The 25,309-nt window shown below is 54.4% G+C and carries 27 protein-coding genes; 12 read left to right on the top strand and 15 right to left on the bottom strand.

Annotated elements, in window-relative coordinates; genetic code table 11:
* Positions 1-28 precede the first annotated feature (28 nt).
* Positions 29-985 carry a LysR family transcriptional regulator gene (locus CSC3H3_RS03920; protein ID WP_101283855.1) on the top strand — a complete coding sequence of 319 codons (957 nt, stop codon included), beginning with the start codon at positions 29-31 and terminating at the stop codon, positions 983-985.
* Here CSC3H3_RS03920 and CSC3H3_RS03915 read toward each other — a convergent pair.
* Positions 918-1,421 (bottom strand): GIY-YIG nuclease family protein, encoded by a 504-nt coding sequence (locus CSC3H3_RS03915; protein WP_101283853.1) that lies wholly within the window; start codon positions 1,419-1,421, stop codon positions 918-920. The two genes, CSC3H3_RS03920 and CSC3H3_RS03915, sit on opposite strands and share 68 nt — an antisense overlap.
* A 14-nt stretch (positions 1,422-1,435) precedes the next feature.
* The gene (locus CSC3H3_RS03910) at positions 1,436-1,945 is read right to left on the bottom strand and encodes a glyoxalase superfamily protein (protein ID WP_245881262.1); all 510 of its coding nucleotides are present in this window, start codon (positions 1,943-1,945) and stop codon (positions 1,436-1,438) included.
* Positions 1,946-2,305: 360 nt separating this feature from the next.
* Between CSC3H3_RS03910 and CSC3H3_RS03905 the strand changes: the two genes are divergently transcribed.
* From CSC3H3_RS03905 to grxD, 3 genes are all read left to right on the top strand, one after another.
* A complete protein-coding gene (locus CSC3H3_RS03905; protein WP_101263877.1) occupies positions 2,306-2,539 on the top strand; it encodes a BolA family protein in 234 nt (77 codons plus the stop codon).
* A gap of 120 nt (positions 2,540-2,659) precedes the next feature.
* Complete coding sequence (gene rarD, locus CSC3H3_RS03900; RefSeq protein WP_101283851.1) at positions 2,660-3,568, top strand: EamA family transporter RarD; 909 nt, start codon at positions 2,660-2,662, stop codon at positions 3,566-3,568.
* A 94-nt stretch (positions 3,569-3,662) separates the two neighbouring features.
* Positions 3,663-3,998 carry a Grx4 family monothiol glutaredoxin gene (gene grxD / locus CSC3H3_RS03895; protein ID WP_101263875.1) on the top strand — a complete coding sequence of 112 codons (336 nt, stop codon included), beginning with the start codon at positions 3,663-3,665 and terminating at the stop codon, positions 3,996-3,998.
* Between the two features lie 76 nt (positions 3,999-4,074).
* On the opposite strand, the gene CSC3H3_RS03890 is transcribed toward grxD, so the two are convergent.
* Positions 4,075-4,515, bottom strand: a complete 441-nt coding sequence (locus tag CSC3H3_RS03890; protein ID WP_101283849.1) for a PACE efflux transporter — start codon at positions 4,513-4,515, stop codon at positions 4,075-4,077.
* A gap of 306 nt (positions 4,516-4,821) precedes the next feature.
* Complete coding sequence (rpsD, locus tag CSC3H3_RS03885; protein WP_101263873.1) at positions 4,822-5,439, bottom strand: 30S ribosomal protein S4; 618 nt, start codon at positions 5,437-5,439, stop codon at positions 4,822-4,824.
* 435 nt (positions 5,440-5,874) lie between these two features.
* On the opposite strand from rpsD, the gene CSC3H3_RS03880 reads away from it, so the two are divergent.
* On the top strand, positions 5,875-6,486 hold the full coding sequence (locus tag CSC3H3_RS03880) for a fasciclin domain-containing protein (RefSeq protein WP_101263872.1): 612 nt from the start codon (positions 5,875-5,877) through the stop codon (positions 6,484-6,486).
* 220 nt (positions 6,487-6,706) lie between these two features.
* On the opposite strand, the gene CSC3H3_RS03875 is transcribed toward CSC3H3_RS03880, so the two are convergent.
* Positions 6,707-7,495 (bottom strand): RNA methyltransferase, encoded by a 789-nt coding sequence (locus CSC3H3_RS03875; RefSeq protein ID WP_101263871.1) that lies wholly within the window; start codon positions 7,493-7,495, stop codon positions 6,707-6,709.
* Positions 7,496-7,708: 213 nt separating this feature from the next.
* Positions 7,709-9,322 carry a citramalate synthase gene (gene cimA / locus CSC3H3_RS03870; RefSeq protein WP_101283847.1) on the bottom strand — a complete coding sequence of 538 codons (1,614 nt, stop codon included), beginning with the start codon at positions 9,320-9,322 and terminating at the stop codon, positions 7,709-7,711.
* 325 nt (positions 9,323-9,647) lie between these two features.
* Between cimA and CSC3H3_RS03865 the strand changes: the two genes are divergently transcribed.
* From CSC3H3_RS03865 to CSC3H3_RS03855, 3 genes are all read left to right on the top strand, one after another.
* Positions 9,648-9,905 carry a hypothetical protein gene (locus CSC3H3_RS03865; RefSeq protein ID WP_101263869.1) on the top strand — a complete coding sequence of 86 codons (258 nt, stop codon included), beginning with the start codon at positions 9,648-9,650 and terminating at the stop codon, positions 9,903-9,905.
* A gap of 298 nt (positions 9,906-10,203) precedes the next feature.
* Positions 10,204-10,866 carry a DsbA family oxidoreductase gene (locus CSC3H3_RS03860; RefSeq protein ID WP_101283845.1) on the top strand — a complete coding sequence of 221 codons (663 nt, stop codon included), beginning with the start codon at positions 10,204-10,206 and terminating at the stop codon, positions 10,864-10,866.
* Between the two features lie 292 nt (positions 10,867-11,158).
* A complete protein-coding gene (locus CSC3H3_RS03855) occupies positions 11,159-11,797 on the top strand; it encodes a LysE family translocator (RefSeq protein ID WP_101286084.1) in 639 nt (212 codons plus the stop codon).
* A 66-nt stretch (positions 11,798-11,863) separates the two neighbouring features.
* On the opposite strand, the gene CSC3H3_RS03850 is transcribed toward CSC3H3_RS03855, so the two are convergent.
* The 5 genes from CSC3H3_RS03850 to CSC3H3_RS03830 form a co-directional block, all read right to left on the bottom strand.
* Positions 11,864-12,616 (bottom strand): DUF6064 family protein, encoded by a 753-nt coding sequence (locus tag CSC3H3_RS03850; protein ID WP_215907551.1) that lies wholly within the window; start codon positions 12,614-12,616, stop codon positions 11,864-11,866.
* Positions 12,613-13,764 (bottom strand): aldo/keto reductase, encoded by a 1,152-nt coding sequence (locus CSC3H3_RS03845; RefSeq protein ID WP_245881261.1) that lies wholly within the window; start codon positions 13,762-13,764, stop codon positions 12,613-12,615. Before CSC3H3_RS03845 ends, CSC3H3_RS03850 begins: the two co-directional genes overlap by 4 nt.
* Before the next feature lie 155 nt (positions 13,765-13,919).
* Positions 13,920-15,305: a cysteine--tRNA ligase gene (gene cysS / locus CSC3H3_RS03840; RefSeq protein WP_101283844.1), complete on the bottom strand. Its 1,386-nt coding sequence runs from the start codon at positions 15,303-15,305 to the stop codon at positions 13,920-13,922.
* A gap of 70 nt (positions 15,306-15,375) precedes the next feature.
* Positions 15,376-16,728 carry a glutamate--tRNA ligase gene (gltX, locus tag CSC3H3_RS03835; RefSeq protein WP_101264200.1) on the bottom strand — a complete coding sequence of 451 codons (1,353 nt, stop codon included), beginning with the start codon at positions 16,726-16,728 and terminating at the stop codon, positions 15,376-15,378.
* 26 nt (positions 16,729-16,754) lie between these two features.
* Positions 16,755-18,431, bottom strand: coding sequence for an NAD+ synthase (locus CSC3H3_RS03830; RefSeq protein WP_101283842.1), 1,677 nt, complete (start codon positions 18,429-18,431; stop codon positions 16,755-16,757).
* 205 nt (positions 18,432-18,636) lie between these two features.
* Between CSC3H3_RS03830 and CSC3H3_RS03825 the strand changes: the two genes are divergently transcribed.
* Both CSC3H3_RS03825 and CSC3H3_RS03820 read left to right on the top strand, forming a co-directional pair.
* Complete coding sequence (locus CSC3H3_RS03825; RefSeq protein ID WP_101283841.1) at positions 18,637-19,317, top strand: DUF433 domain-containing protein; 681 nt, start codon at positions 18,637-18,639, stop codon at positions 19,315-19,317.
* Complete coding sequence (locus tag CSC3H3_RS03820) at positions 19,314-19,718, top strand: PIN-like domain-containing protein (RefSeq protein WP_101283839.1); 405 nt, start codon at positions 19,314-19,316, stop codon at positions 19,716-19,718. The genes CSC3H3_RS03825 and CSC3H3_RS03820 overlap by 4 nt, the downstream gene beginning before the upstream one ends.
* 6 nt (positions 19,719-19,724) lie before the next feature.
* Here the strand turns inward: CSC3H3_RS03820 and CSC3H3_RS03815 are convergent, their stop codons facing one another.
* From CSC3H3_RS03815 to CSC3H3_RS24330, 3 genes are all read right to left on the bottom strand, one after another.
* Positions 19,725-20,210 (bottom strand): hypothetical protein, encoded by a 486-nt coding sequence (locus tag CSC3H3_RS03815; RefSeq protein ID WP_101283838.1) that lies wholly within the window; start codon positions 20,208-20,210, stop codon positions 19,725-19,727.
* A 244-nt stretch (positions 20,211-20,454) separates the two neighbouring features.
* Positions 20,455-21,837 (bottom strand): class II 3-deoxy-7-phosphoheptulonate synthase, encoded by a 1,383-nt coding sequence (locus CSC3H3_RS03810; RefSeq protein WP_101283836.1) that lies wholly within the window; start codon positions 21,835-21,837, stop codon positions 20,455-20,457.
* A 308-nt stretch (positions 21,838-22,145) separates the two neighbouring features.
* Positions 22,146-22,598, bottom strand: a complete 453-nt coding sequence (locus CSC3H3_RS24330; protein WP_157831821.1) for a GFA family protein — start codon at positions 22,596-22,598, stop codon at positions 22,146-22,148.
* Between the two features lie 238 nt (positions 22,599-22,836).
* Here CSC3H3_RS24330 and CSC3H3_RS03800 point away from each other — a divergent pair, with 238 nt between their 5' ends.
* Positions 22,837-23,580 carry a sulfite exporter TauE/SafE family protein gene (locus tag CSC3H3_RS03800; protein WP_101283835.1) on the top strand — a complete coding sequence of 248 codons (744 nt, stop codon included), beginning with the start codon at positions 22,837-22,839 and terminating at the stop codon, positions 23,578-23,580.
* 45 nt (positions 23,581-23,625) lie between these two features.
* Positions 23,626-24,207 (top strand): IMPACT family protein, encoded by a 582-nt coding sequence (locus CSC3H3_RS03795; RefSeq protein ID WP_101283833.1) that lies wholly within the window; start codon positions 23,626-23,628, stop codon positions 24,205-24,207.
* A 60-nt stretch (positions 24,208-24,267) separates the two neighbouring features.
* Here CSC3H3_RS03795 and gntR read toward each other — a convergent pair whose 3' ends face one another.
* The gene (gene gntR, locus CSC3H3_RS03790) at positions 24,268-25,302 is read right to left on the bottom strand and encodes an HTH-type transcriptional regulator GntR (protein ID WP_101283831.1); all 1,035 of its coding nucleotides are present in this window, start codon (positions 25,300-25,302) and stop codon (positions 24,268-24,270) included.
* Positions 25,303-25,309 lie beyond the last annotated feature (7 nt).

Genomic DNA, 25,309 nt, shown 5'->3' with positions numbered 1-25,309 from the left:
AATAGATAATAAAGTTAGAATTAATCTGATGTTATATTTAACCCTGCGTCAGATCGAATATGTGGTCGCTGTTGCCCATGCCGGAAGCCTGGCACAGGCCGCACAAAACCTGCATGTGTCGCAACCGGCCCTGTCGGTAGCCCTAAATCTGGTCGAGGAAAAACTGGGCCAGAAACTGTTTATCCGCCGCAAGGGCAGCCCCATCACCCTAACGGCCTTCGCCCAAAACTATATCAGCGAGGCCGAAAAGCTGCTGGCACAGGCACAACGCCTCGAAGACCCCGCCGCCCTTGCCCGCATCATCAATGGCACGCTGACACTTGGCTGCTTTGATGATCTGGCACCAACCTGCCTTGCCCCTGTGCTGCAATCCTTGCGCGCCCATCTGCCCGATGTTGCCCTGCGCTGGCGCATCCAGGATTTTGAAAGCCTGGCCCGCGATATGCGCGAAGGCCAGATTGATCTGGCCATTACCTATGATCTTGGCCTTGATTCCAGCTTTGATAAAACCGCCCTCAGGGCGGTGTCACCCCATGCTTTCATCGCCCCGCAAAACCCGCTGGCAACATTACCCCGCCTTCATCTGGCGGACCTTGCCACACACCCCCTGATCCTGTTTGAAGAAGGCCTTTCCATTCGCCACATGTTAAACCTGTTTCGCATGCAGGGGCATAATCCGAAGGTCATTCACCGGGTCCGCGCGCTGGAGGTCATGCGCAGCCTTGCCGCCGCCGATGACGGGGTTGGCATCGCCTATACCAGGCCACCGGGCGATGTTTCCTATGATGGCAACCCGGTACTTGCCCGCGAAATTTGCGATAGCAGCGCGATAGAATCCATCATTCTGGCCCGCAGCAACCACCTGCCGCCCTCAAACGTGATCAGCACAGCCGCAAACCTGATCTGCCAGCACTTCATCAAACCGGCAGCCCCTGACGACCAGACAGGGTTTGATCCAAACTCGCCTGCAATGCCTTTAACATAGCCAATGCTGCGCCTTCGCCCCCAGCAACCGCCAGCAAATGCGCCGGGCAATCCTGGCAGTCCGAGCTGCCAAAGCCGGCAATGGGGGCGATTAACCCAAAATCATCGCATAGATGGGCGCGTAAACGGCATTCATCCCCGCCTTCGATGGCAAGGCAGGCGGCAACCTGGCCGGTGGGAAGGGTGGTTAAGGCATCGACATGCCAGTGGGGCTTTTTGCTGGTGGCACAATGGCGTTTAACCCGCGCGGCAATGCCGCCTGGCCCCCGCGCACTGCCGCAATAAAAATACATGCCCGGCACCAGGCATTGATGGGCAAATTGCCGTTGGGTCAGGATAACTGGCTGGCGCGCGGCAATTGCCAGAATATAGGCCCCGGCTGCCCTGGGCAGCAGCCGGAGGGTATGGTCGGAAATATCAGCCAACAACAGCGTCAAAAACCGGCCCCAACCTATAACAGCAGATCAACCGAAAGGCCCGGCCCACGCTGGCCCGATGCCAGAACCGGTTCACAATCCTTGTTGATCCGCGAGGCGATCCGCTGGCGATAGCCGCTGAAATGCTTTGATGCCACCACATCCACCGGGTGATCCAAATGCACCTCGATGCGGTAAACACCGCCAACCGGCGTGCCTGTCAGGCCCAGAATTTTTCCGGTCACGGCATGGCCAAGATAGGACCCGGCAAACCGTTTTCCGATGCCCAAATCAGCAACACTAATGCTTGCTGCATTGCGACGGGTCATTGCAAGGGCGGTGTTCCAGTCCCGAAAACCATAGCATTGCGCCATCAGTTCCAGGCTGCCAGCGTGGGAAACGCTGACATCACGGCTGGCAAGGGCTGCGCGCAGACGTTTGGCCTGTGCCTTCAGGGCATCGGCGCTATCGCTGGTAAAGTTTTTGGGTGCGCCATTGGCCGGGGCATCGGCATTTTGATCAATCGGGTTATTCATACGCATCATCGTCTCCATCAAGGAGGCCGGGTGTTCGCATTGCCGGTCCGACGCGGAACCGAAAGATATCTGATTGCGGCATTCACCATCCCTTGCGGGTGCGAACGGCAGGCTGTCGCATAGCCGGAACTGGCAATAGCCCAATTTGCCGGAAATTTCAACGTAATCGCGCTTTATGGCGTTATCACAGGGACAAAGCCGACAACATCACCCCGTTCCCAAACCATGATTTACCTGCCATCCGCGCCATGTTACGCACCTTGATTGACAGCCCCCGTGGCGCAACATATACCAGAATAAAGAGTGAGTTTTTAACAGGTCCGCCCACCCGCACGGGCCACAGGACCTGTTTTACAAAGGATGATACACATGGCGATGGCAGCACACGAAATTGAAACCATGATCAAGGAAGCCCTTCCCGATGCGCAGGTGCGAATCGAGGATTTGCGCGGCGACGGTGATCATTATGCTGCAATGGTTGTGTCCGAAGCATTTCGCGGCAAAACCCGCGTGATCCAGCACCAGATGGTCTATGCCGCACTGAAAGGCAAAATGGGCGACGAACTGCACGCCCTTGCCCTGCAGACATCTGTTCCCGAATAACACGCACCGCCCGCACGACCCTTTTCGGAAATCCCACCCGATGCGCCCTGCCCCAAACAGGGGTGCATCCGGTTTCCGGGGCCAGATTATGCCCCAATAACTGACCCTGGTTCATCTGATATGTCGCGTTCAAACAAACCTGCCCTGATCGGGGCTGGTCCACTGGCCGGATTGTGTGCTTTCGTCACCTGGGGGATCGCCGGGGCCTATTTCCACGCGGTCGGCTTTGCCGATGCCATGGAAATCCTAAGCCACCGGGTGCTGTGGTCAGCTCTTTTGACGCTGATCCTGATTTTTGCGCTGGGTCGCAAAAAGGCATTGATGGACCTTTTGCGCTCTGCGCGGACCATGGGTCTTTTGTTTATCACAAGCCTGCTGATCGCCGGCAACTGGCTGATCTATATCTGGTCGGTCAATCATGGTCATGCGCTTGAAGCCAGCCTTGGCTATTACATCATGCCGCTGATCATGCTGATCTTGGGCCGCATCTTTTTAAACGAGCAGCTTAACCGCACCCAGATCATATCGGTTGTTATTGTGACTGCCGGGGTTTTGAACCTGCTGGTATTTTTTGGCACCCTGCCCTGGATCGCCCTTAGCCTGGCGTTTCTGTTCGGGTTTTATGGCCTGTTGCGCAAACTGATCCCGGCAGACCCGATTGCCGGCCTGTTTGTGGAATGCCTGACATTGCTGCCCCTTGCCCTGATTTATCTGGGCTGGCTGGACAGCAAAGGCGAGATGGCGTTCCTCCATACCGGCACTGGCCATGATGCCCTTCTGATCGGCCTTGGCGCGATGACGACCTTCCCGCTGGTGATGTTTGCCTTTGCCGCGCGCAACATGAAATTTGGCGCACTGGGCCTGATGCAATATGTGAATCCGACCATGCAGCTTTTCGTCGCGGTGCTGCTGTTTGGCGAGCCCTTTACGCAAGCCCACCTGATCACTTATATTTTTGTCTGGTGCGGACTGGCGCTTTTTACATGGGATAACCTGCGTACCGCCCGGTTATCGCGCGCCAACAGTTGACATAAACGCCGCAGAGCGCCATATCTTCGGCCAGCTTCATTCATATCAGCGGTAGCAAGCCCTATCGCGCTTCTTACAGTCAAGGATACCCGCTATGTCCGAAAATCCGGTTTTTGACCGCATCCAGAAGGATATCGACGAAAACGACGTTGTCCTGTTCATGAAAGGCACGTCCATGTTCCCGCAGTGCGGTTTTTCCGCTGCCGTGGTTCAGGTTCTGGCCGAACTTGGTGTTCCCTTCAAGGACGTCAATGTTCTGGTTGACCCGGCCATCCGTCAGGGCATCAAGGATTTTTCGAACTGGCCGACCATTCCGCAGCTTTACGTCAAAGGTGAATTTGTTGGCGGCTGCGATATCGTTCGTGAAATGTTTGCCTCGGGCGAACTCGGCCAGCATATGCGCGACAAGGGTGTTGCCGCTGCTGCCTGATTTTCCGGCATATCACATTGAAAACACGTCAGGGTCCGCCCTGACGTGTTTTTTTATGCCTTAACGCCCTTTGCTTTTACGACGCATAACTATCTTTCGGGCGGTTTGCGGGTATGGGAAAGATCACGTCATAGGCCCAGTTAAAGGCAAAGGCGAAAACCAGATAGAAGGCCGAAAACGACACATCCATCGTAAAGGCCCGCCACAGGCTGACGTCAAGATACCAGGCAATAAAGGGCATCAGCACCGTTAGCAAACCGGCCTCAAAGGCGATGGCATGAAACACGCGCAGAACCAGCGATTTGCCGGTATGGCCGCAAAGGGCGCGCGTGATGTGGTCAAACACCAGGTTGAACACATAGTTCCACAGCATGGCGATGGTGGCACTGACAATGGCGACCACGCCAATCTCATTCATGCCAAAATCAAACACCCATCCGCCCAGGGGGATGACAATCAGCAAACCGATAATTTCAAATGAAACAGCGTGGCGGATACGATCCAGTGTCGTGCGCATGGCGGCGACCTCCTGCTTTTGCCGGGTCGTCCCGAACGCTTTATCCCAAAACGGGCGAGGTCGTCCTCGTTTGCGGCTTATCCTGCCGCACTATCGGCGTTCTGGCAAATGCCTTTGCATTCTATCACCGCTGCACTCATGCCATGGCTTTGATGCTGCCTGATTGGCGATAAACGGCACCGTTCATCGGAACGCGACGCTACAGCCCCAGGTCAGCGCCCTCTTCTCCACCTCGCGCGCAAAAGAAAACGCCCGCTGAAGCCAGCGGGCGTTTCTGTTCGAATTCGGCGAAATCTGCGGGGCAGATTAACGCGAATAGAATTCGACGACCAGGTTCGGCTGCATCTGAACCGGGTACGGGATTTCCGAGAATTTCGGGACGCGAACGAAGGTGCCTTTGAAGGCCTTCGCGTCAACGTCGAGATATTCGGGGATATCACGTTCTGCCAGGTTAGCAGCTTCGAGAACCATCGGAACTTCGCGCGAAGCAGATTTAACTTCGACAACATCACCTTCTTTGACGAGGTAAGAAGGAATGGTGACCTTCTTGCCGTTCACGAGGATGTGGCCGTGGTTAACGAACTGACGCGATGCGAAAACGGTCGGGACGAATTTCATACGGTAAACAACGGCGTCCAGACGGGTTTCCAGGATACCAACCAGGGTTTCCGAGGTGTCACCCGGGCGACGCGATGCTTCTTTGTAGTAACGCAGGAACTGCTTTTCGGAGATGTTGCCATAGTAGCCCTTGAGCTGCTGTTTGGCGAAAAGCTGGGTACCATAATCGGTCGGTTTTTTACGGCGGGTCGCGCCGTGCATGCCCGGTGCATATTCGCGCTTGTTCAGCGGCGATTTGGAACGGCCCCAAAGGTTTACACCAAGGCGGCGGTCAATTTTATGCTTGGCAGCAATACGTTTCGACATTTTAAACTCGCTTTTTTAAAGTGCTTTGTTGTCCCGATAGTTTCTGCATCAAATACAATACAGAACGGGGCCGCAGACTTTTGCCACGACCCGCTTTCTCGGAAGTGAGGCGCAATATAGAGATGAATCCCCGCGAGTCAAACCAAAACCGCAGAAAACCGGCGGCTTTTGAAGATTCTTTGCCAACCCGTTCCCATCCTGTCCCCATCCAGCTCCCATCCAGCCCCCGTCCCTGCCACCAACATCATCGAATATCTGGCTTTTTAAGAAAAATGCGATCCAGCAGCGCATAGACTGCGTAAGCATAGGGACCATGCGTGTTCAAAACCGGATCAGCTCTTGGGACCCGTTTTGACAATAACGAAGTTACGCGGCGAAACACGCAGGATAAAAAAAGCCAAGCCGCGAACGAACGAGCACAGGACGACGCGTATTATGAAAATCCGTTCCTTGATGGTTATCGCAACTGCGACCATGGCCCTAACCCTTGGCGCATGTTCGTCTGACATGCATGCAAACAAAGATGACATGATGAAAGCCAACACCGCCATGACCCCGGAAAATCACGTGGTGATGGTGGGTGGTGCGCCTATGTATCCGTCAAAAAACATTATTGAAAATGCCGTCAATTCCAAAGACCACACAACGCTGGTTGCCGCGGTCAAGGCTGCGGGCCTGGTTGATACCTTGTCTGGCCCCGGCCCGTTCACGGTATTTGCCCCAACCAACGCAGCCTTTGACAAACTTCCCGCAGGCACCGTTGACAGCCTGTTAAAGCCGGAAAACAAACCGACCCTGACCAAAATCCTGACCTATCACGTGGTTCCGGGCACACTCACCGCCAAAGACCTGATGCAAAAAGCCATGATGATGGGCGGCATGTATGAAATGACCACCGTTGAAGGCGGCACCATTACCGCCGAAATGAAAGACGGTGCCCTTTATATCGTTGATGAAAAAGGCAACTGGTCAAAAGTCACCACGGCCAATGTCATGCAGTCGAATGGCGTGATCCATGTTGTCGATACCGTCCTGATGCCCAACTGACGAGGCACGTTTCCTTTCGGGTGGCCGCATTAACCCGCCAGAATAAATGGAGGGGCAAAGGCTGAGGTTGAGGCGGCAACGTCAGCCGTGTTTTTCAACCAAATGCAGCCCCCGCCCTAAACACACAAAACAAAACCCCCGGCAATTCCCGGGGGTTTTGGCATTTCAGCTATCTTGCTGCCCACAAACGGGCGCCCATACGGATTGGGCCATGCCGAAATCAGTCGTCAGATTTCGGTTTGTGTTTGGCCCCGCGCATGGCGGCAACCATCCCGCGGATGGTTTGCACTTCCTGATGGGTCATGCCCACGCGGTTAAAAATGTTACGGATATTGCGCATCATCGCCGGGCGTTTTTCGGCCACGCGGAAGAAACCCGATTCATCAAGCTCATCTTCCAGATGCACAAACATCCGTTCGATCTCATCACGGGTGGCGGGGAACGAATCGTTTAGCATCATCTGGTAATCAGGCACATCAACACCGGCCTGCCACCATTCATACCCGATCAGCAAAACCGCCTGCGCCAGATTAAGCGAGGTAAAACCAGGATTAAGCGGCACCGTCACCACGGCATCAGCCATGGCGATATGCTCGTTACGCACACCGGTACGTTCCGGGCCGAAAATAACCCCGATCTTTTCACCATGGCCGATATTGGCACGCATTTCCGGGCCAAGGCCACGCGGGGTAAAAACCGGCTTTACCGCATCGCGGGTCCGCGCTGTGGTGACGTAAATGCGGTTCAGGTCCGCCAGCGCATCTTCTTCACGTTCAAAGATACGGGTATTTTCAATAACGATATCCGCACCAGATGCATTGGCAACGGCCTTTTCATTCGGCCAGCCATCCCGCGGGCGCACCAGACGCATTTCCACCAGCCCGCAATTGAGCATGGCCCGCGCCGCCTTGCCAATATTTTCGCCAAGCTGCGGTTCAATCAGAATAACCACCGGCGGATTAACCACACCCGCTGTCTCGGGGCGGGCGGCAGTTGGGGTATCGTTCATCCCCTGACTTCTCCTGTTTTGTCATCCATAAATGCGGCACCTGCAGCGCCAAATGGCAAAATAATTGCCATGCAAGACAGCAACCGCACCCAAATTTGCCGGCTGATTTAACATTTCCTGTCCGCCAGTGCCAGCACCAGCATTACCGGACCCGAAACAGGCGGACAGATATCATTTATTGCAAACCATCAGAACCAGTATCCCTAACCAACATCACGAATGCTGACTACGAATCCCGGCCTTGAACAGTTTGTAGGTTAAGGAATCGCGCAGTGCGTTATAGGACGCTTCGATGATGTTGGTTGAAACGCCAACGGTGGACCAGCTGTTGCCTTCGGCATCACGGCTTTCGATCATGACGCGGGTTACCGCACGGGTGCCATCACCACGGGTTATGATGCGGACCTTATAATCTATCAGTTCGATCGGGGCGATGACCTCGCGATATTCTGGTACGGTTAGCAGCACTTTACGCAGCGCCGCGTCAAGGGCGTTAACCGGGCCGTTCCCTTCGGCAACCGACATAAACTGTTCATCGCCGACCACGACCTTCACGGTCGCCTCGGACATGGTGATGACCTGTTCATCCTGCTCGTCAACCCAGCGGCGTTCGTCGATCACGCGAAAGGATGTTACCCGGAAATAACGTTCAAGCTGCCCCATGGCCTTACGTGCCAGAAGCTCAAAGCTGGCTTCGGCACCATCATAGGCGTAGCCATCAAATTCGCGCTGTTTGACCAGTTCCACCAGCTTGCCAACGGCTTCGGATTTCGGATCAACCTCGACACCGATTTCGCGGAAACGTGCGAGGATATTGGAACGCCCCGCCTGGTCGGAAACCAGAATATGGCGCTGATTGCCAACCTTTTCCGGTTCAACATGTTCATAGCAGGTCGGGTTTTTTTCAACTGCCGACACATGCAAACCGCCCTTATGGGCAAAGGCGGAATCCCCCACATAGGCCGCCTGGCGGATGGGTTCGCGGTTCAGGCGTTCATCAAGGATATGCGAAATACGGCGCAGCTGCGTGAGTTGATGTTCGCTGATACCCACATCATAACCCATTTTCAGCATCAGGGTCGGGATGATGGAAATCAGGTTGGCGTTACCGCAACGTTCGCCCAAACCATTAAGGGTGCCCTGAATTTGCCGCGCCCCGGCACGCACCGCCGCCAGCGAATTTGCCACCGCATTTTCGGTATCGTTATGGCAGTGAATGCCCACATTGCCACCGGGAATGCGTGCGCAAACATCGCTGACAATGTCAAAAATCTCGTCAGGCAGGGTGCCGCCATTGGTATCGCACAACACAACCCAGCGCGCCCCGGCATCGTAGGCTGCCTGAATGGCTGCAAGGGCATAATCCCGGTTGGCCTTGTAGCCATCAAAGAAATGCTCGGCATCAAACAGGACTTCGTCGCTATGCTGTTTTACATGTGCAACCGATTCCGAAATCATCGCCAGATTTTCTTCAAGTTCGATGCCCAGCGCCTCGGTCACCTGAAAGTCCCAGCTTTTGCCCACCATGCACACCACCGGCGCATTCTGGATCAGCGTGGTCAAACCCGGATCATTCGATGCCGAACGCCCCGCACGCCGCGTCATGCCAAAGGCGGTCAGGCGGGAATTTTTCAATTTGGGGGGATTGGCGAAAAACGCATCATCGGTCGGGTTTGCCCCGGGCCAGCCACCTTCAATATAGTCAATCGACAGCTCGTCCAGTGCCTTTGCAATCGCGGTTTTGTCCGCGGCTGAAAAATCAACGCCCTGGGTCTGTTGCCCATCGCGCAAGGTACTGTCATATAAATAGACGCGCTTGTCAGACATATTGGTTCCAAATCTGCATAGAATGCGGCGTAAAACGCCGGTCAAAAACGGGAAATCCCCGGCCAGTAACGCCGGGACGGTCTGGCAAATTGCCGCAAAACCACGCGGGGCGCAACCTCGTTACCGTCTATCGCGGAAAAACGGCAAATTCCGCCTTTTCTCCGCCTTTAGAGTAGCAAACCTGTCCCCCTGCATGATTGTGCGGCCCAGTGCGGTAGCACTATATTGTTACATACACTTAAAGGTGCAGAATTATTCTCACCTCAACATGGCGTTGCTATCCGTGCGTATATAAACTTTCTCCGGTACTTAAGGAATCAGCCAGATGGATCGCATTGCTTCCATATCAGACGATCTTATTTTTCTGGGCGGGCTGACCTGGCACCGCGACGGCAAGCATTGCTGGCGCGCCGCCGACCGATTTGCCGAATACACCATCTGTCGTGATACCGATGACAGATGGCATGGCTACTGGATGCGCAATGGCATTAAAACGCGTGCAGAATGGTCCTGCCCGACGATTGAAACCTATGCCGAATACCTGATTGATCAGGTACGTCACGCCCGTCTGGAAATTGACTGACCATCACGCCTTGCGCCTGCCTGATGCCTGCCACCTGCCCACCTGTTTGATCCGGTTGCCATGGGGTATGTGCGAATGCGCATTCGGCAGGCTAAAGCTCTTTGCCCTTAATCAGCACTGCATAACATGCAGCCTGCCCGGCGTTTATAAATGGTGCTACCGGGCTGAACAGCAGGCGAACGGGCAGCGATTTGCACCAAACCGGGTGCAAAGTTGGCTGCCGGGCACAAGAACGGTTGCGTTCCCCGTGCAAGGGCTTATGTCTGGGGCATATTGTTTCATTAAAGAAGGTCCCGGCATGACCAATCCGACCAAAATGCAGATCGACATTGTTTCAGACGTCGTCTGCCCCTGGTGCATTATCGGCTATAAACATCTGGAACAGGCGCTAGCAAATCTGGATGGCCAGATCGAGGCCAAACTGCGCTGGCACCCGTTTGAACTGAACCCCGATATGGGGCCGGAAGGACAGGAACTGGGTGAACATATCCATGAAAAATACGGCCTGACCCCGGATCAAAGCGCTGAAAACCGTGCCCGCATCCAGACCATGGGTGAAAATGCCGGTTTTGAAATCCGTTTCAGCTCGGACAGCCGGATTTACAATACTTTTGATGCCCACCGTCTGCTGTATTGGGCGGGTAAAAAGGGCAAACAGACCGAACTGAAACTGGCACTGTTTGCGGCCTATTTCCAGGAAGCGGAAAATCCCGGTGACCATGGTGTACTGAAACGCTGCTGCGAGGAAGTGGGCCTGTCCCCCGAAGAAGCCGCCGATATCCTTGCCAGCGACAAATTCACCAGCGAAGTCCGCGCCGAGGAAGAAGAGTTTAAAAGTGCCGGTATCACGTCGGTTCCGACCTATGTGGTCAATGGCAAATACGCCATTTCCGGCGGCCATCCGCCCGAGGTATTTGAACAGGCGCTTTCCGAAATCGCACGCGGCGTTGAAGAAATCTGATCAGCGCCACGCTCGACACGGCACCAAATAGCACAAAGCCCGGCGATGTATGTTTGCCGGGCTTTTTACTGCGCGATTGCCGAAATGGGGCCACGGCATTACCCGAATATTCGTTCGCAAGGTTAACCTGAGACCGCTCTATCGCGCCACAAACTCTCCCTCGCTGTCATTCCCGCTGCCTCCTGACATACCCGGTCAGCAACCTTTGGCACGCGTGTTTTCCACAATCGACCCTACCCTGCCAATGGCCTATGATTCTGATGCTTTAAAGGTTTTCAAAAAGGCGGGCGTTATGGCGGAAATTCAAAGCTATTTACCGGGCATTTTACTGGCCTATACGGCCCTTCTGGTCGGGTTGATCAGCCCGGGGCCAGCACTGGTTGCGTTGATGGGGGTTTCGTTGGGCGAAGGCCGCCGTGCCGGGCGCTTTTTTGCGCTGGGTATTGGCAGCGGGTCTTTTTGCATTGGGGCAATCACGCTTTCGGGGCTGTCGGCCCTGCTGGCGGCTTATGCCGACGCGATGTATGCCATTCGCATTGTTGGCGGCTGTTATCTGCTGTGGTTGGCGTTCAAGGCCCTGAAATCGGCGACCCGCCCGGCCCGGCCCGATGTCATTGCCGAAAATACCCCGCTTCGCCCTGCTGCCCATTATTTCGGCCGGGGATTGGCACTGCATTTAACCAACCCCAAGGCCATCCTGACCTGGATCGCCATCATCTCGATCGGGTTTCATCCCGGTGCGCCAATATGGGTGGGGATGATCATTGTTGGCGGGTGCGCTGCCATTTCGACTACCATGCATCTGGTTTATGCGACGGCCTTTTCCACCCGGCCTGTCATTGCGGTTTATCGCCGCATGGCCCGCTGGATTGATGGTGCCCTGGGCGTGTTTTTTGCCGCCATTGGCCTGAAACTGATTTTCAGCAAATAAACCACCAACACCAGCCTTTATATCCCCCGCAATTCTAACCTGACACAGGTAAAGGATTGCGGGGTTTTATTTGATAAACCCGGTATGATCGCGGCTTTCAGGTTCGGTGATGTGAAGATGTGCTGGCGGGGTCGCAACGGGTTTGCGGGTAACGCCACTTTTCGCATCCATCCAGCCGCCCAATATCGCCAGCCAGGCCGCAATAACCGGCAACCATGCCACGGGCTGGTCCATCGCCCACAGGGTCAGGCTTGTGATCAGGCACCAGATCACGGGAACCGGCAGCAATACCCAGCGCCAGGTTCCACGCGCCAGAAGCAGCATCCCCAGCGTGCCGATAATGGTTGGGTCCGGCGCGCTGCCAAACAGTTCAGCCGATAAGATATCGCGCCCGGAAATCAGACTGAAAAACGGATAAACCGGGATCGCCAGTACCAGAAGGGCAATACCCGCCGTGCTGGAAAAATCCCCGCGCCAGGCAAAAAAAAGCGGCGTGCGGCGCAAGGCAAATAAAACCAGCATCAATGTTTCAAAGGCAAATAGCGGCAACAGATACGGCACCCCCCAATTGATGGGCTGGTAATACTGCCACATGAAAAGCGTGCCGCACCACGCCCACATCCCCGCAAGGGCCGCTGGCACCATCCGCGTCCGACGACCACGATTGCGCATGATGCCAAATACCAGCATCGCCCCACCCAGATACAACGCCAGATTAACCGGCCAGAAGGTGGTATTGAAACTGACAAACAACCGATAATAAACCCGCGTTGAAAACAGCAGAAAATCAATCAGGTGATAATCCCACCAATCCGTCATAGGGCATCCCCGATGGCATTGGCGATCGCATGGCGTTCCTTGCCTTCAGGCAAACGGGTATTCATTTCATCGCTAATTGGCGATATCGCCGCCATATTTTCACGCACATGATCAACCCGTGTGGTGGCCGGGATGGCACAGGTTACAGCCGGGTGCGAGACAATATATTTTAAAATCAGTTGCGCCCAGCTTTGTGCGCCATAATCCTGCGCGATACCCGGCAAGGGCGCATTTCGCAAGGCGCGCGTCAGCTGCCCGCCCTGAAACGGGCGATTAATGATCACGGCAATATTGCGGTCCTGGGCGATAGGTAAAATGCGGTTTTCCACATCGCGGTCTAGCGGGTTATAGGTAACCTGAATAAAATCAAGCGGTTCGCGCTGCATGATCACCGCCATCAATTCGTGGCGGCGACCGTGGGATGTGGTGATGCCAACATAATCCAGCGCGCCTTGCGCCTTCATACCCTGAAGGACAGGAAACTGGTTTTCCCAATCCAGCATATTGTGAACCTGTAGCAGGTCAAACTGGCGCAGGCCCCAATTTTGGGCCGTTTCTGCAATTTGCGCGGCCCCACCCGTTTCATCGCTGGTCCAAAGTTTGTCGGCGGCAAAAACGGTGCTGCGTTCCACCTCCAATGCCGCCAACCCATGCCCGATGGTTGCCTGGGATGAGCCATACATCGGGGATGAATCAATCATTTGGCCGCCCGCAGCAAAAAAGGCCGCCATCACATCGGTACAGTTTTGCAGCAAAACCGGGTCATGCCCGACATTAAAGGTAATCCAGCTCCCCAGCCCTATGGTCGGCAGGGATTTTTCAGAACCGGGAATTTTACGGTGTAAAGGCAGGTTTGCCGGTTGCGGCTGCGTTGATTGTTCGGCTTGCGCAAACGCAGGTAAACCACCGGCAATCAGGCTGCCAACACCAAACGTAGCAGCACCGGCCATAAAGGCGCGTCGACTGATATGGTCAAAGGCCATGTTACCATTTCCCTTGGTCGTCGCATTTGCAAACAAGTTTACCAGATCACGATAACGGATATCTGGCCAGCGCAGCGGCATTTCGTAGCGTGCGCCACAAACGGCAAAGACTAAAAAAGCTGCGTACCCAACGGGCCACAACACGATCAAATTGATCAATGCCATTTCCAACACCAACAGTGCCGCAAATGGCTCACCCTTGCAAGCCACGGCCCAGCCATTTCCCAAACAGGCACACTTGCACGCAAACATGGAAAAAGGCGCTGCCTTTTCCTGACAGCGCCTTGATCATTGTAAATTATCAACCGTGAAGCCGGGCCTTAGCCGCGTTTCCAGGTTGTTCCGTCCTTTGAATCTTCCAGCACGATGCCACGTGCTTTCAGGTCATCGCGGATTGTATCAGCCAGGACGAAATCGCGGTTTTTCTTGGCATCCGCCCGCTTGACGATCAATGCTTCGATCTCGGCGGCTTCGCCGTCATCGCCACCGCCGGTAAACCAGCCATCCACATCCTGTTCCAGAATACCCAACAGGCGGGCAGCAGCAAGGACACGTCCCTTTGCTTCGGCCTTTTCGCCGTCCGTTCCTGCCTTGTTCAGGCGGGTGACCAGTTCGTGGAATTCAGCAATAGCAAGCGGTGTATTCAAATCATCGCACAGCGCATTCAAAACACCTGCCTGCACACCGGTATCAACCGGCGCAATACCTGCCGTCTGGCGAAGGGCTGTATAAAAACGGTCCAGCGCCTCTTTGGCCTGACGCAGATTTTCCGCCGTCCAGTTGATCGGCTGGTGATAATGGGTTCCCATCATTGCCAGACGAATGGCTTCGCCGGGCCAGCTTTCCAGCAATTCATGCACGGTGACGAAATTGCCCAGTGACTTGGACATTTTCTCGCCTTCAACCATCAAATGGCCGTTATGCATCCAGTATTTGGCGTAGCTGGACCCGTGATTTGCGCAGCAGCTTTGGGCAATTTCATTTTCATGATGCGGAAAGACCAGATCGATCCCGCCGCCATGAATATCAAATTCCTGACCCAGATAGCGCGTTGACATGGCCGAGCACTCAATATGCCAGCCCGGTCGTCCCCGGCCCCACGGGCTGTCCCAGCCCGGTGTTTCATCATCAGACGGTTTCCAAAGCACGAAGTCTGCCGGGTCCTGTTTATAGGGGGCAACTTCAACACGGGCACCGGCAATCATCTCGTCGCGGTTGCGCCGCGAAAGTTTGCCGTATTCATCATATTTGGAAACCGAAAACAGCACATGACCTTCGGCGGCATAGGCAAAGCCCTGCGCAATCAGCTTTTCGCACATCGCGATCATATCATCGATATGGTCGGTTGCACGTGGTTCAATATCGGGTTTATGCGCATTCAGCGCACCCATATCATCCAGATAGGCCTGATGGGTCCGTGCCGTGATGACGGAAATCGGCTCGCCGCTTTCACGGGCGCGCTGATTGATTTTGTCATCAACGTCGGTGACGTTCCGGACATAGGTTACCCTGGGATAGACATGGCGCAAAAGCCGTACCAGCGTGTCAAATACCACCACCGGGCGGGCATTGCCGACATGGGCATAGTCATAAACCGTCGGTCCGCACACATACAGGCGCACATGCGCAGGATCAATCGGCTCAAAGCGCTGCTTTTGGCGGCTCATGCTGTCGTAAATACGCAATTCCGCTGAACTGTCCGTCATTTTTTTCGTCCGTTAAATTATCGCATCTCAGTGTGGCACAATTTCTTTACGGCGATCCGACAATGATATGTCAGACCGCCTGACCACACAGGCGCGCACGGGCTTTTTCGCTGCCGATAATCGGCAGCAATGCTGACATCTCAGGACCATGTTCGCGCCCGGTAAGGGCTTTGCGTAACGGCATGAACAACTGTTTTCCCTTGCGTCCGGTTGCTTCTTTCAAAGCCCCAGTCCAGCTTTTCCAACTTGTGGCATCCAGCGCCCCCTGCGGAAGCACATCTGCCGCCTGAGACAGAAATTCACGATCTTCATCGTCAATTTCCGGCACAATCGCGTCATTGACGACATCCCACCATTCGCGGGCTTCGGCAACACGCCAGCAATTGCCGCGAACGGCTTGCCAGAATATGTCGTCCATCCCCTCCATTCCGGCGGCAACCAGCTTGTCGCGGGCCTGATCATAGGGCATTTCATGAACGATTTTTTCGTTCAGCGATGCCAGATCCGCCGGATCGAATTTGGGCGTGGAACGACCATAAGCCGAAATATCGAATGTTTCAATCGCTTCACGCATAGTGGCCGGTTCGATCCGGTCCGATGCGCCAAGCCCGGTAAGCAGACCAACCAGCGCCGGAACTTCAAACCCGTCATTGCGCAATTCGCGCAGCGAAAGGCTGCCCAGTCGTTTTGAAAGCTGCGAACCACCCGGCCCGGCCAAAAGTGGCGTATGACCAAAATCAAGCCCGCCGGGCTGACCGCCAAGCGCCATATAAACCAGAATCTGTGCAACCGTATTGGTCACATGGTCTTCGCCGCGGATGATATGGGTAACACCCATTTCCAGGTCATCAACGACGGAGCCCAGCATATAAAGCAGCGATCCATCTTCACGGATCAGAACCGGGTCGGATACGTGCTGGGTATCGAAATGGCACAGGCCACGGCACATGTCATCCCATTCAACCACGCCATCAGGCAGTTTGAAACGCCAGTGCGGTTTGCGGCCTTCGGCTTCCAGCGCGCGAATTTCCGCCGGGTCCAGCAGCAATGCCTTGCGGTCATAGATAAACGGCTGGTGGCGCTGACGGGCGGCTTTGCGCTTCCAGTTCAGCTCGCCTTCCGTTTCATAACACGGATAAAGCAGCCCTTCAGATTTCAGCTGTTCGATTGCGACATCGTATTTGTCCTGGCGCAGGGACTGGCGTTCTTCGCGGTCCCAGTCAATGCCCAGCCAGCGCAGGTCTTCGCGAATGGCATCAACATATTCATCCTTGGAGCGTTCCGGGTCGGTATCGTCGAAACGCAGGATAAATTCACCGCCATGTTTGCGGGCAAACAGCCAGTTCATCATTGCAACACGGGCATTCCCCACATGAAGCAAGCCGGTCGGGCTGGGCGCAAAACGTAATACAGGTTTTTTCATATCAATATTTTTCAAACAAATATGGGTCAGGTTACCAGATTGGTAAAACCATTGGTAATCGGATAACGCCGGTCACGGCCAAAGGCACGCGGGGTAATTTTCACACCGGGCGGGGCCTGGCGGCGCTTGTATTCTGCACGATCAAGAAGACGCCACACCTTGCGCACGATTTCCTCGTCATGCCCACTGGCAACGATCTCGGTAACGCTGCGTTCCCCTTCAATCATCTGATGAAGGATATCATCAAGCACGTCGTAAGGCGGCAGGCTGTCTTCGTCTTTCTGGTCCGGGCGCAATTCGGCCGAGGGCGGCTTGGTAATAATGCGTTGCGGGATCACCATGCCATCGGGGCCAAGGCACCCATCAGGGTGATGCCCGTTTCGCCAGGTGCACAGGGCAAAGACGGTTGTTTTATACAAATCCTTCAGGACCGAATAACCACCGCACATATCGCCATACAACGTGGCATAGCCCACCGACATTTCCGACTTGTTGCCCGTGGTCAGAACCATATGGCCAAACTTGTTGGAAATCCCCATCAGAATAATCCCGCGCGACCGCGCCTGGATATTTTCTTCGGTAATGTCGGGGTTTCGCCCGGCAAAGGCCGGGGCCAGCATGGTGCCAAAGGCCTCCATTGCCAGACCGATATTGATGCTTTCAATGCCGGTTTTCAGCATATCGGCGCAAATCTGCGCATCCTCAAGGCTATCAGCCGAGGTATAGGGCGATGGCATCATCACCAGGCGCACGCGTTCCGCCCCCAATGCATCAACCGCCACCGCGGCTGACAGGGCCGAATCAATCCCGCCGGACATGCCAATAACAACGCCGGGGAACCGGTTTTTATTCACATAATCGCGCAGGCCCAAAACCAGCGTCTGATAAATGGCATCCAGCCCGCCAGGATAACGCGCATCGGGTGTTGCATCATCGCAATACCATTTACCATCGCCATCCCGCGACCAGCGCGACATCTGAACGGCTTCGGCGAACCCCGGCAGGGCAACGGCCAGCGTGCCATCGCCATTCAGGCCAAAGGACCCGCCATCAAAAACCAGTTCGTCCTGCCCGCCAACTTCGTTGCAATAAATCATCGGCAGGCCGCATTCGAGAACGCGGTCGCGAATAAGCTGGCGGCGCAGGCCATCCTTGTCGGCTTCAAACGGTGACCCGTTGGGCACCAGCATGATTTCGGCACCCCGTGTCGCCAGATGGGCAACCACCTTGGGCGTCCAGACATCCTCGCAAATGGGAACGCCAAGCTTGATGCCACGGAAATCAACCACATCGGGCATGGGACCGGCGGTGAAAACACGTTTTTCGTCAAACACGCCATAATTGGGCAGGTCATTTTTGGCGCGCACGGTTTCAATCGTGCCACCATCAATCAACAATACGGCATTGTGCCGGGCGCCGTTAAATTCCCACGGCGTTGTCAGCAACAGGGCCGGCCCGTTTTTGCGTGCGCCGGTACGCTGACAGATATCAGCCACCGCATCGCGCAAATGGCGCATGAAAGACGGTTTCATCACCAGGTCTTCGGGCGGATAGCCCGACAGCACCAGTTCGGAATACAGGATGATATCCGCGCCCTGATCGGCCGCGTTTTCCCAGGCAGCCACAATCTTTTCCGCATTCCCGGCAACGTCGCCGACAATCGGGTTCAACTGGGCAATGGCAATGGCGAGTTTGTTTTTCATGTTGTTTGGAATAGGAGGGGTCCGCCCGCAAGTCAATTGCGGAAATTGCAACGGGAGCCGCCGTGAAAGGCATACAAAACTGCTGATCACAAAAAATATGATAGGCTATTCATTCGAAAATGAGCTAAAAACGTGCCATATTCATATGTAAGATTTTTAAAAATCGGTATTGGCCAAATCTTCGCGATACAGTTGGATCAAAAGAATGAATGCCATCAACCTAGCCAACTCAGGTCTATATAGTATAGGGGATGCCTCTGCTTTGACAGGTGTATCTCAACAGCGTGTTCGCGGCTGGTTGAATGGTTATTCAAAGCCGAATGGCGGAAAAACGCGACCAAGGCTATCTGGACAAATCAAGCCAATCGAAAACAAATACGCATTAGGATTTCTTGATTTAATGGAGCTTCACTTCATTAGCCACTTCCTAAAAGTCGGAGTAAAATGGTCCACACTGAAGATCGCGGCAATCAACGCTAGAAATTTCTTTAAGATAGACCATCCCTTTGCAACTAAATTTATTAGCGATGGGCTCGCCATTTTTGAGGAAACGGCGAAAGAAACCGGTGACTTACAACTATGCGACCTAGTGAACAAACAATACGCAATGTATTCTGTTCTACAACCTGCCCTAAAAAAAGGAATTATCTTTGATAAGAATGGATATGCTACCAGTTGGCATCCAAGTGAAAGATTAGATCAAATTATTCTTGATCCCAAGAGATCATTTGGGCAACCTATAATTGACAATTATTCTGTTCCAACTCGTACAATTTTTGAAGCTTATGAGGCTGAAGGCTCAATCAAGGAAGTTTCCGCGTTATATGAAATTCCTGAAACTTACGCACAGCAAGCTATCGAATTTGAAAGAGCCATGCGAAAATGATCTTCTACTTCGACGAGAACATGCCCCCACGGTTAGCTAGGGCAATTCGCATTCTCGCCGAAAATGAAGAATATTCAGTTGAACTCGTAAGAGAAAAATTTGGTCCTGGGACAGCCGACATCAACTGGATGACGCAAGCAGGTCAAGAAGGTTCAGGATTTACGATCAGTTGCGACCGCCGAATTCATACACGGCCTCATGAGAAGCTAGCCTTCAAGCAAAACAATCTAGTAGCCTTCTTACTACCCAAAGATTTTACTAAAAAAAAATTTTGGGAAAAGTCCGCATACCTTGTCCGGTGGTGGCCGGAAATCACGAGCGCAGCGAAGACAGCTACTCCGGGTGAATTGTTTTGCCTTCCGGCAAAACAATCGCCATCCCCACTCAAAGCTTCGAGATAATCAAAACTAGATAGCCATTGCCGCGTCGATTTCATCCTGGCTCATGGTTTTTGCCGAACCATGAATAATCGAACTGGCAACATCCATAAACCGTTGCAGGGCGGCGGTTGTACTGCTTGCCGTCATGCGGATGACTTCGGGGTTGCCTTCATTGATCACAACTTCAAGCTGGTCATTGGCACGCAGGACCATGGCATTCATATGCTCGATGGTTTCCTCGAACGGACGGCGAAATTTTTCCGGCACATGGTCATAGGCTTCAATCGCCAGTTCGCGATCGGAAAAGGCGCTGTCCTGAAAATGCTGCTGATAGCTTTTGGGTGCCCATTCCCGACAGTCTTCAAGCATGTCAGGCATATCCGGAACCATTTCAAGCAACATGACAATTTCGTTGAAATGATTCAGGTAGTCCGTTGCAAGCAGGGTTGCAGAGGAAATGTTCGTCCCCTCGACTTTCTTTTGCCAGAGTGCAAAATCGTCATCTGCTGACATGTTCGCGTTTATCCCTCTCTCGCCGGCAAGTGCGCCCCGTTTCTTTTATATGCTAAAGCAAAGGCATCTCATCAATATCAATCTGAGACAAATTCCCAAATAGGGTTATTTTCAGCGTTTTTTAGACCCGTTTCATGTTTTTTGGCTGTCCGAACGGTCAATATTGAAAAGAAAAAGGGCGCCCGGCATTGCGGACACCCTTTTTGACAATCGAAATCGTCAATTGTCTGATCATTAAGACCGATCAGGCACTTGCCAGCAGTTCATCGCGAATGTTGTCGCGTTCCTGCTTGATCATTTCCGCCATCAAGAAGGCGAGTTCAAGGGCCTGTGCCCCGTTCAGGCGCGGATCGCAATGGGTGTGATAACGATCCGACAGGCTGTCTTCGGTAATGGCCTGTGCGCCACCGATGCATTCGGTCACATCGCGACCGGTCATTTCAAAGTGAACGCCACCGGCATGGGTGCCTTCGGCCTTGTGAATGTCAAAGAAGGTTTTGACTTCACCCAGGATCGAATCAAAGGCGCGGGTCTTGTAACCATTGCTGGCTTTAACCGTGTTGCCATGCATCGGATCACACGACCAGACCACCTTGCGGCCTTCGGCCTTAACACGGCGAACCAGGCGCGAAAGATGTTCTGCCACCTTGCCCGAACCCATACGGCAAATCAGGGTCAGTCGACCAGCTTCATCAGCCGGGTTCAGCATGTCGATCAGGCGGATCAGTTCATCTTCTTCCAGGGTCGGGCCGCATTTCAGGCCGATCGGGTTTTTCACCCCGCGCAGGAATTCAACATGCGCGCCATCGGGCTGACGGGTGCGGTCGCCAATCCAGAGCATATGCGCCGAGCAGTCGTAATACTGGCCAGTCAGGCTGTCCTGACGGGTCAGGGCCTGCTCATAACCCAGCAGAAGGGCTTCATGCGAGGTATAGAAATCGGTTTCGCGCATTTGCGGGGCGGTTTCGGGCGTAATGCCACAAGCGCGCATGAAGGCAACGGCTTCGTCGATCTGGGTGCTCATCTGGCGATATCGTTCCCCCGCGGGGCTGTTATCGACAAATGAAAGGTTCCAGCGGTGAATCTGGGTCAGATCGGCAAAACCACCCTGGGCAAAAGCGCGCAGCAGGTTCAGCGTCGATGCCGACTGGTTATAGGCCTTGATCTGGCGCTGGGGGTCCGGCATGCGGGATTCTTCGGTAAATTCGATCCCATTGACATTGTCACCGCGATAGCTCGGCAGTTCGACACCATCGATTGTTTCCATGTCGGCCGAACGCGGCTTGGCAAACTGGCCGGCCATACGGCCAACCTTGACCACCGGGCAGGATGCGCCATAGGTCAGCACCACCGCCATCTGCAACATGACCTTGAAGGTGTCGCGGATGTTGTTGGGATGAAATTCCTTAAAACTTTCTGCGCAATCGCCGCCCTGAAGCAGGAAAGCCTTACCTTCCGCAACAGCACCCAGCTTTTCTTTCAGCGCACGGGCCTCGCCAGCAAATACCAAAGGAGGATAGCTGCCGAGCTCTTGTTCTACGGCCTTGAGGGCCTGTGCATCCGGATATGTCGGGATCTGCTTTACGGGCAGGTTCCGCCAACTATCAATGCTCCAGCTCTTGCTCATTTGCTTCCTCTCCATCGGATGTCTCTTTCAACATCCCTAGCATAACATCATTTCTATCGTGCGACCCGATTTATAGGGGTCAAAACCAGCCATTTGCCGGGTCCAACTAGATAAGGGTTTTGCGCCGCCGTTTCCAGTCTTTCCCGCACCGCGACAACAGAAAAATGGCAAATTTTTGCCAATACTGCGCATTTGCACGCAAAATTCCACCCACTTTAGCCACTTGTGGCTGAAACAGGCGAAAATCATTACGCGCAATACGCACATCAAAATCGCGAATCCATCAGGGTTTCAGCCCGTTTTCCCCACTATCCTTCATTGGGTTCACCAAAATGTGTTCGCACACCAGCCGGAATCGCAATTCCAGGTGCCTTTCGCGCCACCCAAATATGATCCCCCCCCGAAAGATCGGGCATCACATCAAGCGACCCGCCTTTGATGCTGACCAGCTCCGGCCCGGCAAGATCGCCATGAAACAGGCGTGATCCGCATTCAGGGCAGAAATGGCAATCAAGGACACGCCCGCTATCCGTTGGCCGTTGCCACGTTTTTACCTGCCCCTGCGTTATGATGATATCCGCACCATGCACCAGAACCGAAATGCCGAATGCCGACGCCGACTGTTTCTGACATTCCCGGCAATGGCAGATATAGGTTTGAAGCAACACACCCTTCACCTGATAGCGCACAGCACCACACTGGCACCCGCCTGTCACGGGATCCGGTGATGGTGATTTTTCAAGTGATGTTGCCATCGTCATGATCTGCCTCCTTGCCATTGCGTTTATGGTTACAGCGCATCTGCCACGCGCAGCCCCGATATGCGGGCAGTTTAACGCGGGCGCGAAACAGTTGCACCCCGGGGCGTTTCGCCGCATGCTGCGCTGCTGCCAGATATGGCAGCAGACCCGGCCCGTTCCAAGCCAACCAAAAACGACGCCAGAACAATACCCAAACCCTACGTCGCCGCCCCACCGGCTTTTGATTTCAGGACGCCCCATGACCATCGAAACAGCAGTGATTATTGCCTGCGCCTATTTCATTGCTGCCTTTGTCAAAGGGGCAACCGGCCTTGGTTTTTCGACATCCGCCCTGCCCGTGATGACGCTGGGGCTTGGCCTTAAATCGGCCATGCCGCTGGTGATTATTCCTTCGGTGGTCAGCAACGTAATCGTCATGTTTCAGGCCGGGCATTTTCGCGAAACGGTGCGACGTTTCTGGCCGATGTTTCTGGCGACCATTCCCGGGCTGATTGTTGGTCTGCTGATTTTGGACCAGGTAAACGGGCTGGTCGCCGGTGCGGTTTTGGGCACGGTTTTGATTTTATATGGCGTTGTCACCATCAGTCGCCCCGCCATTCACATCCCCGACCGGCTGGCAAAACGCATTGCGCCGATTTCGGGTTTTCTTACCGGTTTGATCAATGGTGTTACCGGCTCGCAGGTGATGCCGATTCTGCCGTTTTTCCTGTCCCTGCGCCTGGACCCCAAACGGTTTGTTCAGGGGGTGAATATATCCTTTACGCTTTCCAGCCTGATCATGGCAGCCGGGCTTAGCCGTATTGGCCTGATGACATGGCATAGCGTGTGGATTTCGCTGGCAGGGTTGATCCCGGTTTTTATCGGCGTAAAGGCGGGCAGCTATGTTCGTTCCCGGCTGGAAGCCGAAACCTTTCGCAAGCTGGTGCTGATCATGCTGATTTTGTTTGGCATTATCCTGATCGGGAAGGCCCTGCTGGCCTGATCATTAAACCTGTTGCCCCGCTTTGCGGTCTGATAAGACACAGCCATGCAAACCATCGAACAGCCCGCTTTTTGCGAAACCGAAGAAAAGAAATCGCGATTTCTGGCGACACTGGTGCCCTATGCCCAATTTGCCGACAGGCTGGCAGAATTGCGCAAGGAACACCCCAAGGCCAACCACCACGTTACGGCCTATCGTTATCTTAACGACGAAGACCAGTTGATCGAACATGGCAAGGATGATGGTGAACCATCAGGTACATCAGGCATGCCCTGCCTGAAGGTGTTGCAGGGGCGCGACCTGATCAATATTGCCGTTATCGTCACCCGTTATTTTGGCGGCACGAAACTGGGCACCGGCGGGCTGGTACGTGCCTATAGCGGCGCGACACAGGCTGTTTGCGATATTGCCGATATCAAACCCTATATCCCGCAGGGGACAACCCGGTTATTTGCCAGCTTTGCCGATGCCGGGGGCATGGAACAGGCCTGCTCGCGCGCAGATATCACCGTGCTGGACCGCCAGTTTGATACCATTGGCAGCCTGATCGAAATTACCGGCCCGCGCGAAGTTCTGGCTGATCTAAGCGCACGTTTTCCCCTGATGGGCAGCGAAAACACTGATTAATTCTGTACGCAGTGCACACGGCTTCGCATTGCTGGCCCTGCGGCAAAACCCTTGCGAATATCAGGCAGGCTGACGGTTGCGGTCCGTGCTTTGGCGTTGCTGCAATTCAAACCCCAGATCAATGATCTTTTCGGGCGGCGGTGCACCATCCAGCACGGCATGGATCATATTTACCGCATGGCGGCCAATGCCGTAGCGATCCGTGCGGATACTGGTCAGCGACGGGCAGGCGGCCTCCATCATTTCAAGGTCGTTAAACCCGGCAATGCCCAATTGCGAGGGCACCGAAATACCCGCCTTCTGCGCCCCGAAAAGCGCACCCAATGCAAGGTCATCATTGTTGCAAAAAACAGCATCAAGATCTGGCCGGTGGCGGGCCAGTTCGCGCAACAATACACCGCCCAGCGTCACGCTGGATGACGTGGTGGTGGTTTTTACAAGGTCCGGGTCAAACATGCCGGCATCTTCCAGCGCACTGCGAAACCCGGCAAGGCGGCGGGTTGTGCGCGGGTCCATCCGCGCGCCCAAAAATCCGATATGGCGATATCCCTGATCAATCAGGTGCTGGGCTGCGGCCCGCCCGCCCTGATAATGCGAAAAGCCCACCATCATATCAATCGGGTCCGGCCCGGTTTCCATGATCTGCACCACCGGACAATTGGCTTCTTCCAGCATTTTGCGCGCAGCGGGCGTCTGATCAATGCCTGAAACAATCATGGCTGTTGGCCGCTGGCTTAAAAATATGCCTATCAGGCGTTCCTGTTCGGCGGCGGAATAACGCGAATTGCCAAGCTGCACCTGTAACGGGCTGCCATCAAGGGCGTCATAAATCGCGCGCAGGGTATCGGCAAAAACGCTGTTGGTAAGCGAGGGCACAAGCACCCCGACAACATTGGACCGCGAGGATGCCAGCGCACTGGCATGGGTATCGGGAATGTAATTTAGCGCGCGCACTGCCTTGTCGATTTTGCCGCGCAGCCGCTCGGATACTTTTTGCGGATCGCGCAAGGCACGCGACACCGTGATGGAACTCACCCCTGCCTGGGCGGCGACATCGGCAATTGTCGGTCGTCCTGCCCCTTTACGTTTTCTCATTCCAGCC

Origin of the sequence: Thalassospira marina, assembly GCF_002844375.1 — a bacterium.
GTDB classification, from domain to species: domain Bacteria; phylum Pseudomonadota; class Alphaproteobacteria; order Rhodospirillales; family Thalassospiraceae; genus Thalassospira; species Thalassospira marina.
The sequence above is the reverse complement of the archived record's forward strand: the minus strand, read 5'-3'. Positions and strand labels throughout refer to the sequence as shown.

Coding starts and splice junctions, on each gene's coding strand:
- CSC3H3_RS03920 (WP_101283855.1), top strand. CDS start 29: ATGTTATATTTAACCCTGCGTCAGATCGAATATGTGGTCGCTGTTGCC.
- CSC3H3_RS03910 (WP_245881262.1), bottom strand. CDS start 1,945: ATGATGCGTATGAATAACCCGATTGATCAAAATGCCGATGCCCCGGCC.
- CSC3H3_RS03905 (WP_101263877.1), top strand. CDS start 2,306: ATGGCGATGGCAGCACACGAAATTGAAACCATGATCAAGGAAGCCCTT.
- rarD (WP_101283851.1), top strand. CDS start 2,660: ATGTCGCGTTCAAACAAACCTGCCCTGATCGGGGCTGGTCCACTGGCC.
- grxD (WP_101263875.1), top strand. CDS start 3,663: ATGTCCGAAAATCCGGTTTTTGACCGCATCCAGAAGGATATCGACGAA.
- CSC3H3_RS03890 (WP_101283849.1), bottom strand. CDS start 4,515: ATGCGCACGACACTGGATCGTATCCGCCACGCTGTTTCATTTGAAATT.
- rpsD (WP_101263873.1), bottom strand. CDS start 5,439: ATGTCGAAACGTATTGCTGCCAAGCATAAAATTGACCGCCGCCTTGGT.
- CSC3H3_RS03880 (WP_101263872.1), top strand. CDS start 5,875: ATGAAAATCCGTTCCTTGATGGTTATCGCAACTGCGACCATGGCCCTA.
- CSC3H3_RS03875 (WP_101263871.1), bottom strand. CDS start 7,495: ATGAACGATACCCCAACTGCCGCCCGCCCCGAGACAGCGGGTGTGGTT.
- cimA (WP_101283847.1), bottom strand. CDS start 9,322: ATGTCTGACAAGCGCGTCTATTTATATGACAGTACCTTGCGCGATGGG.
- CSC3H3_RS03865 (WP_101263869.1), top strand. CDS start 9,648: ATGGATCGCATTGCTTCCATATCAGACGATCTTATTTTTCTGGGCGGG.
- CSC3H3_RS03860 (WP_101283845.1), top strand. CDS start 10,204: ATGACCAATCCGACCAAAATGCAGATCGACATTGTTTCAGACGTCGTC.
- CSC3H3_RS03855 (WP_101286084.1), top strand. CDS start 11,159: ATGGCGGAAATTCAAAGCTATTTACCGGGCATTTTACTGGCCTATACG.
- CSC3H3_RS03850 (WP_215907551.1), bottom strand. CDS start 12,616: ATGACGGATTGGTGGGATTATCACCTGATTGATTTTCTGCTGTTTTCA.
- CSC3H3_RS03845 (WP_245881261.1), bottom strand. CDS start 13,764: ATGGCATTGATCAATTTGATCGTGTTGTGGCCCGTTGGGTACGCAGCT.
- cysS (WP_101283844.1), bottom strand. CDS start 15,305: ATGACGGACAGTTCAGCGGAATTGCGTATTTACGACAGCATGAGCCGC.
- gltX (WP_101264200.1), bottom strand. CDS start 16,728: ATGAAAAAACCTGTATTACGTTTTGCGCCCAGCCCGACCGGCTTGCTT.
- CSC3H3_RS03830 (WP_101283842.1), bottom strand. CDS start 18,431: ATGAAAAACAAACTCGCCATTGCCATTGCCCAGTTGAACCCGATTGTC.
- CSC3H3_RS03825 (WP_101283841.1), top strand. CDS start 18,637: ATGAATGCCATCAACCTAGCCAACTCAGGTCTATATAGTATAGGGGAT.
- CSC3H3_RS03820 (WP_101283839.1), top strand. CDS start 19,314: ATGATCTTCTACTTCGACGAGAACATGCCCCCACGGTTAGCTAGGGCA.
- CSC3H3_RS03815 (WP_101283838.1), bottom strand. CDS start 20,210: ATGTCAGCAGATGACGATTTTGCACTCTGGCAAAAGAAAGTCGAGGGG.
- CSC3H3_RS03810 (WP_101283836.1), bottom strand. CDS start 21,837: ATGAGCAAGAGCTGGAGCATTGATAGTTGGCGGAACCTGCCCGTAAAG.
- CSC3H3_RS24330 (WP_157831821.1), bottom strand. CDS start 22,598: ATGACGATGGCAACATCACTTGAAAAATCACCATCACCGGATCCCGTG.
- CSC3H3_RS03800 (WP_101283835.1), top strand. CDS start 22,837: ATGACCATCGAAACAGCAGTGATTATTGCCTGCGCCTATTTCATTGCT.
- CSC3H3_RS03795 (WP_101283833.1), top strand. CDS start 23,626: ATGCAAACCATCGAACAGCCCGCTTTTTGCGAAACCGAAGAAAAGAAA.
- gntR (WP_101283831.1), bottom strand. CDS start 25,302: ATGAGAAAACGTAAAGGGGCAGGACGACCGACAATTGCCGATGTCGCC.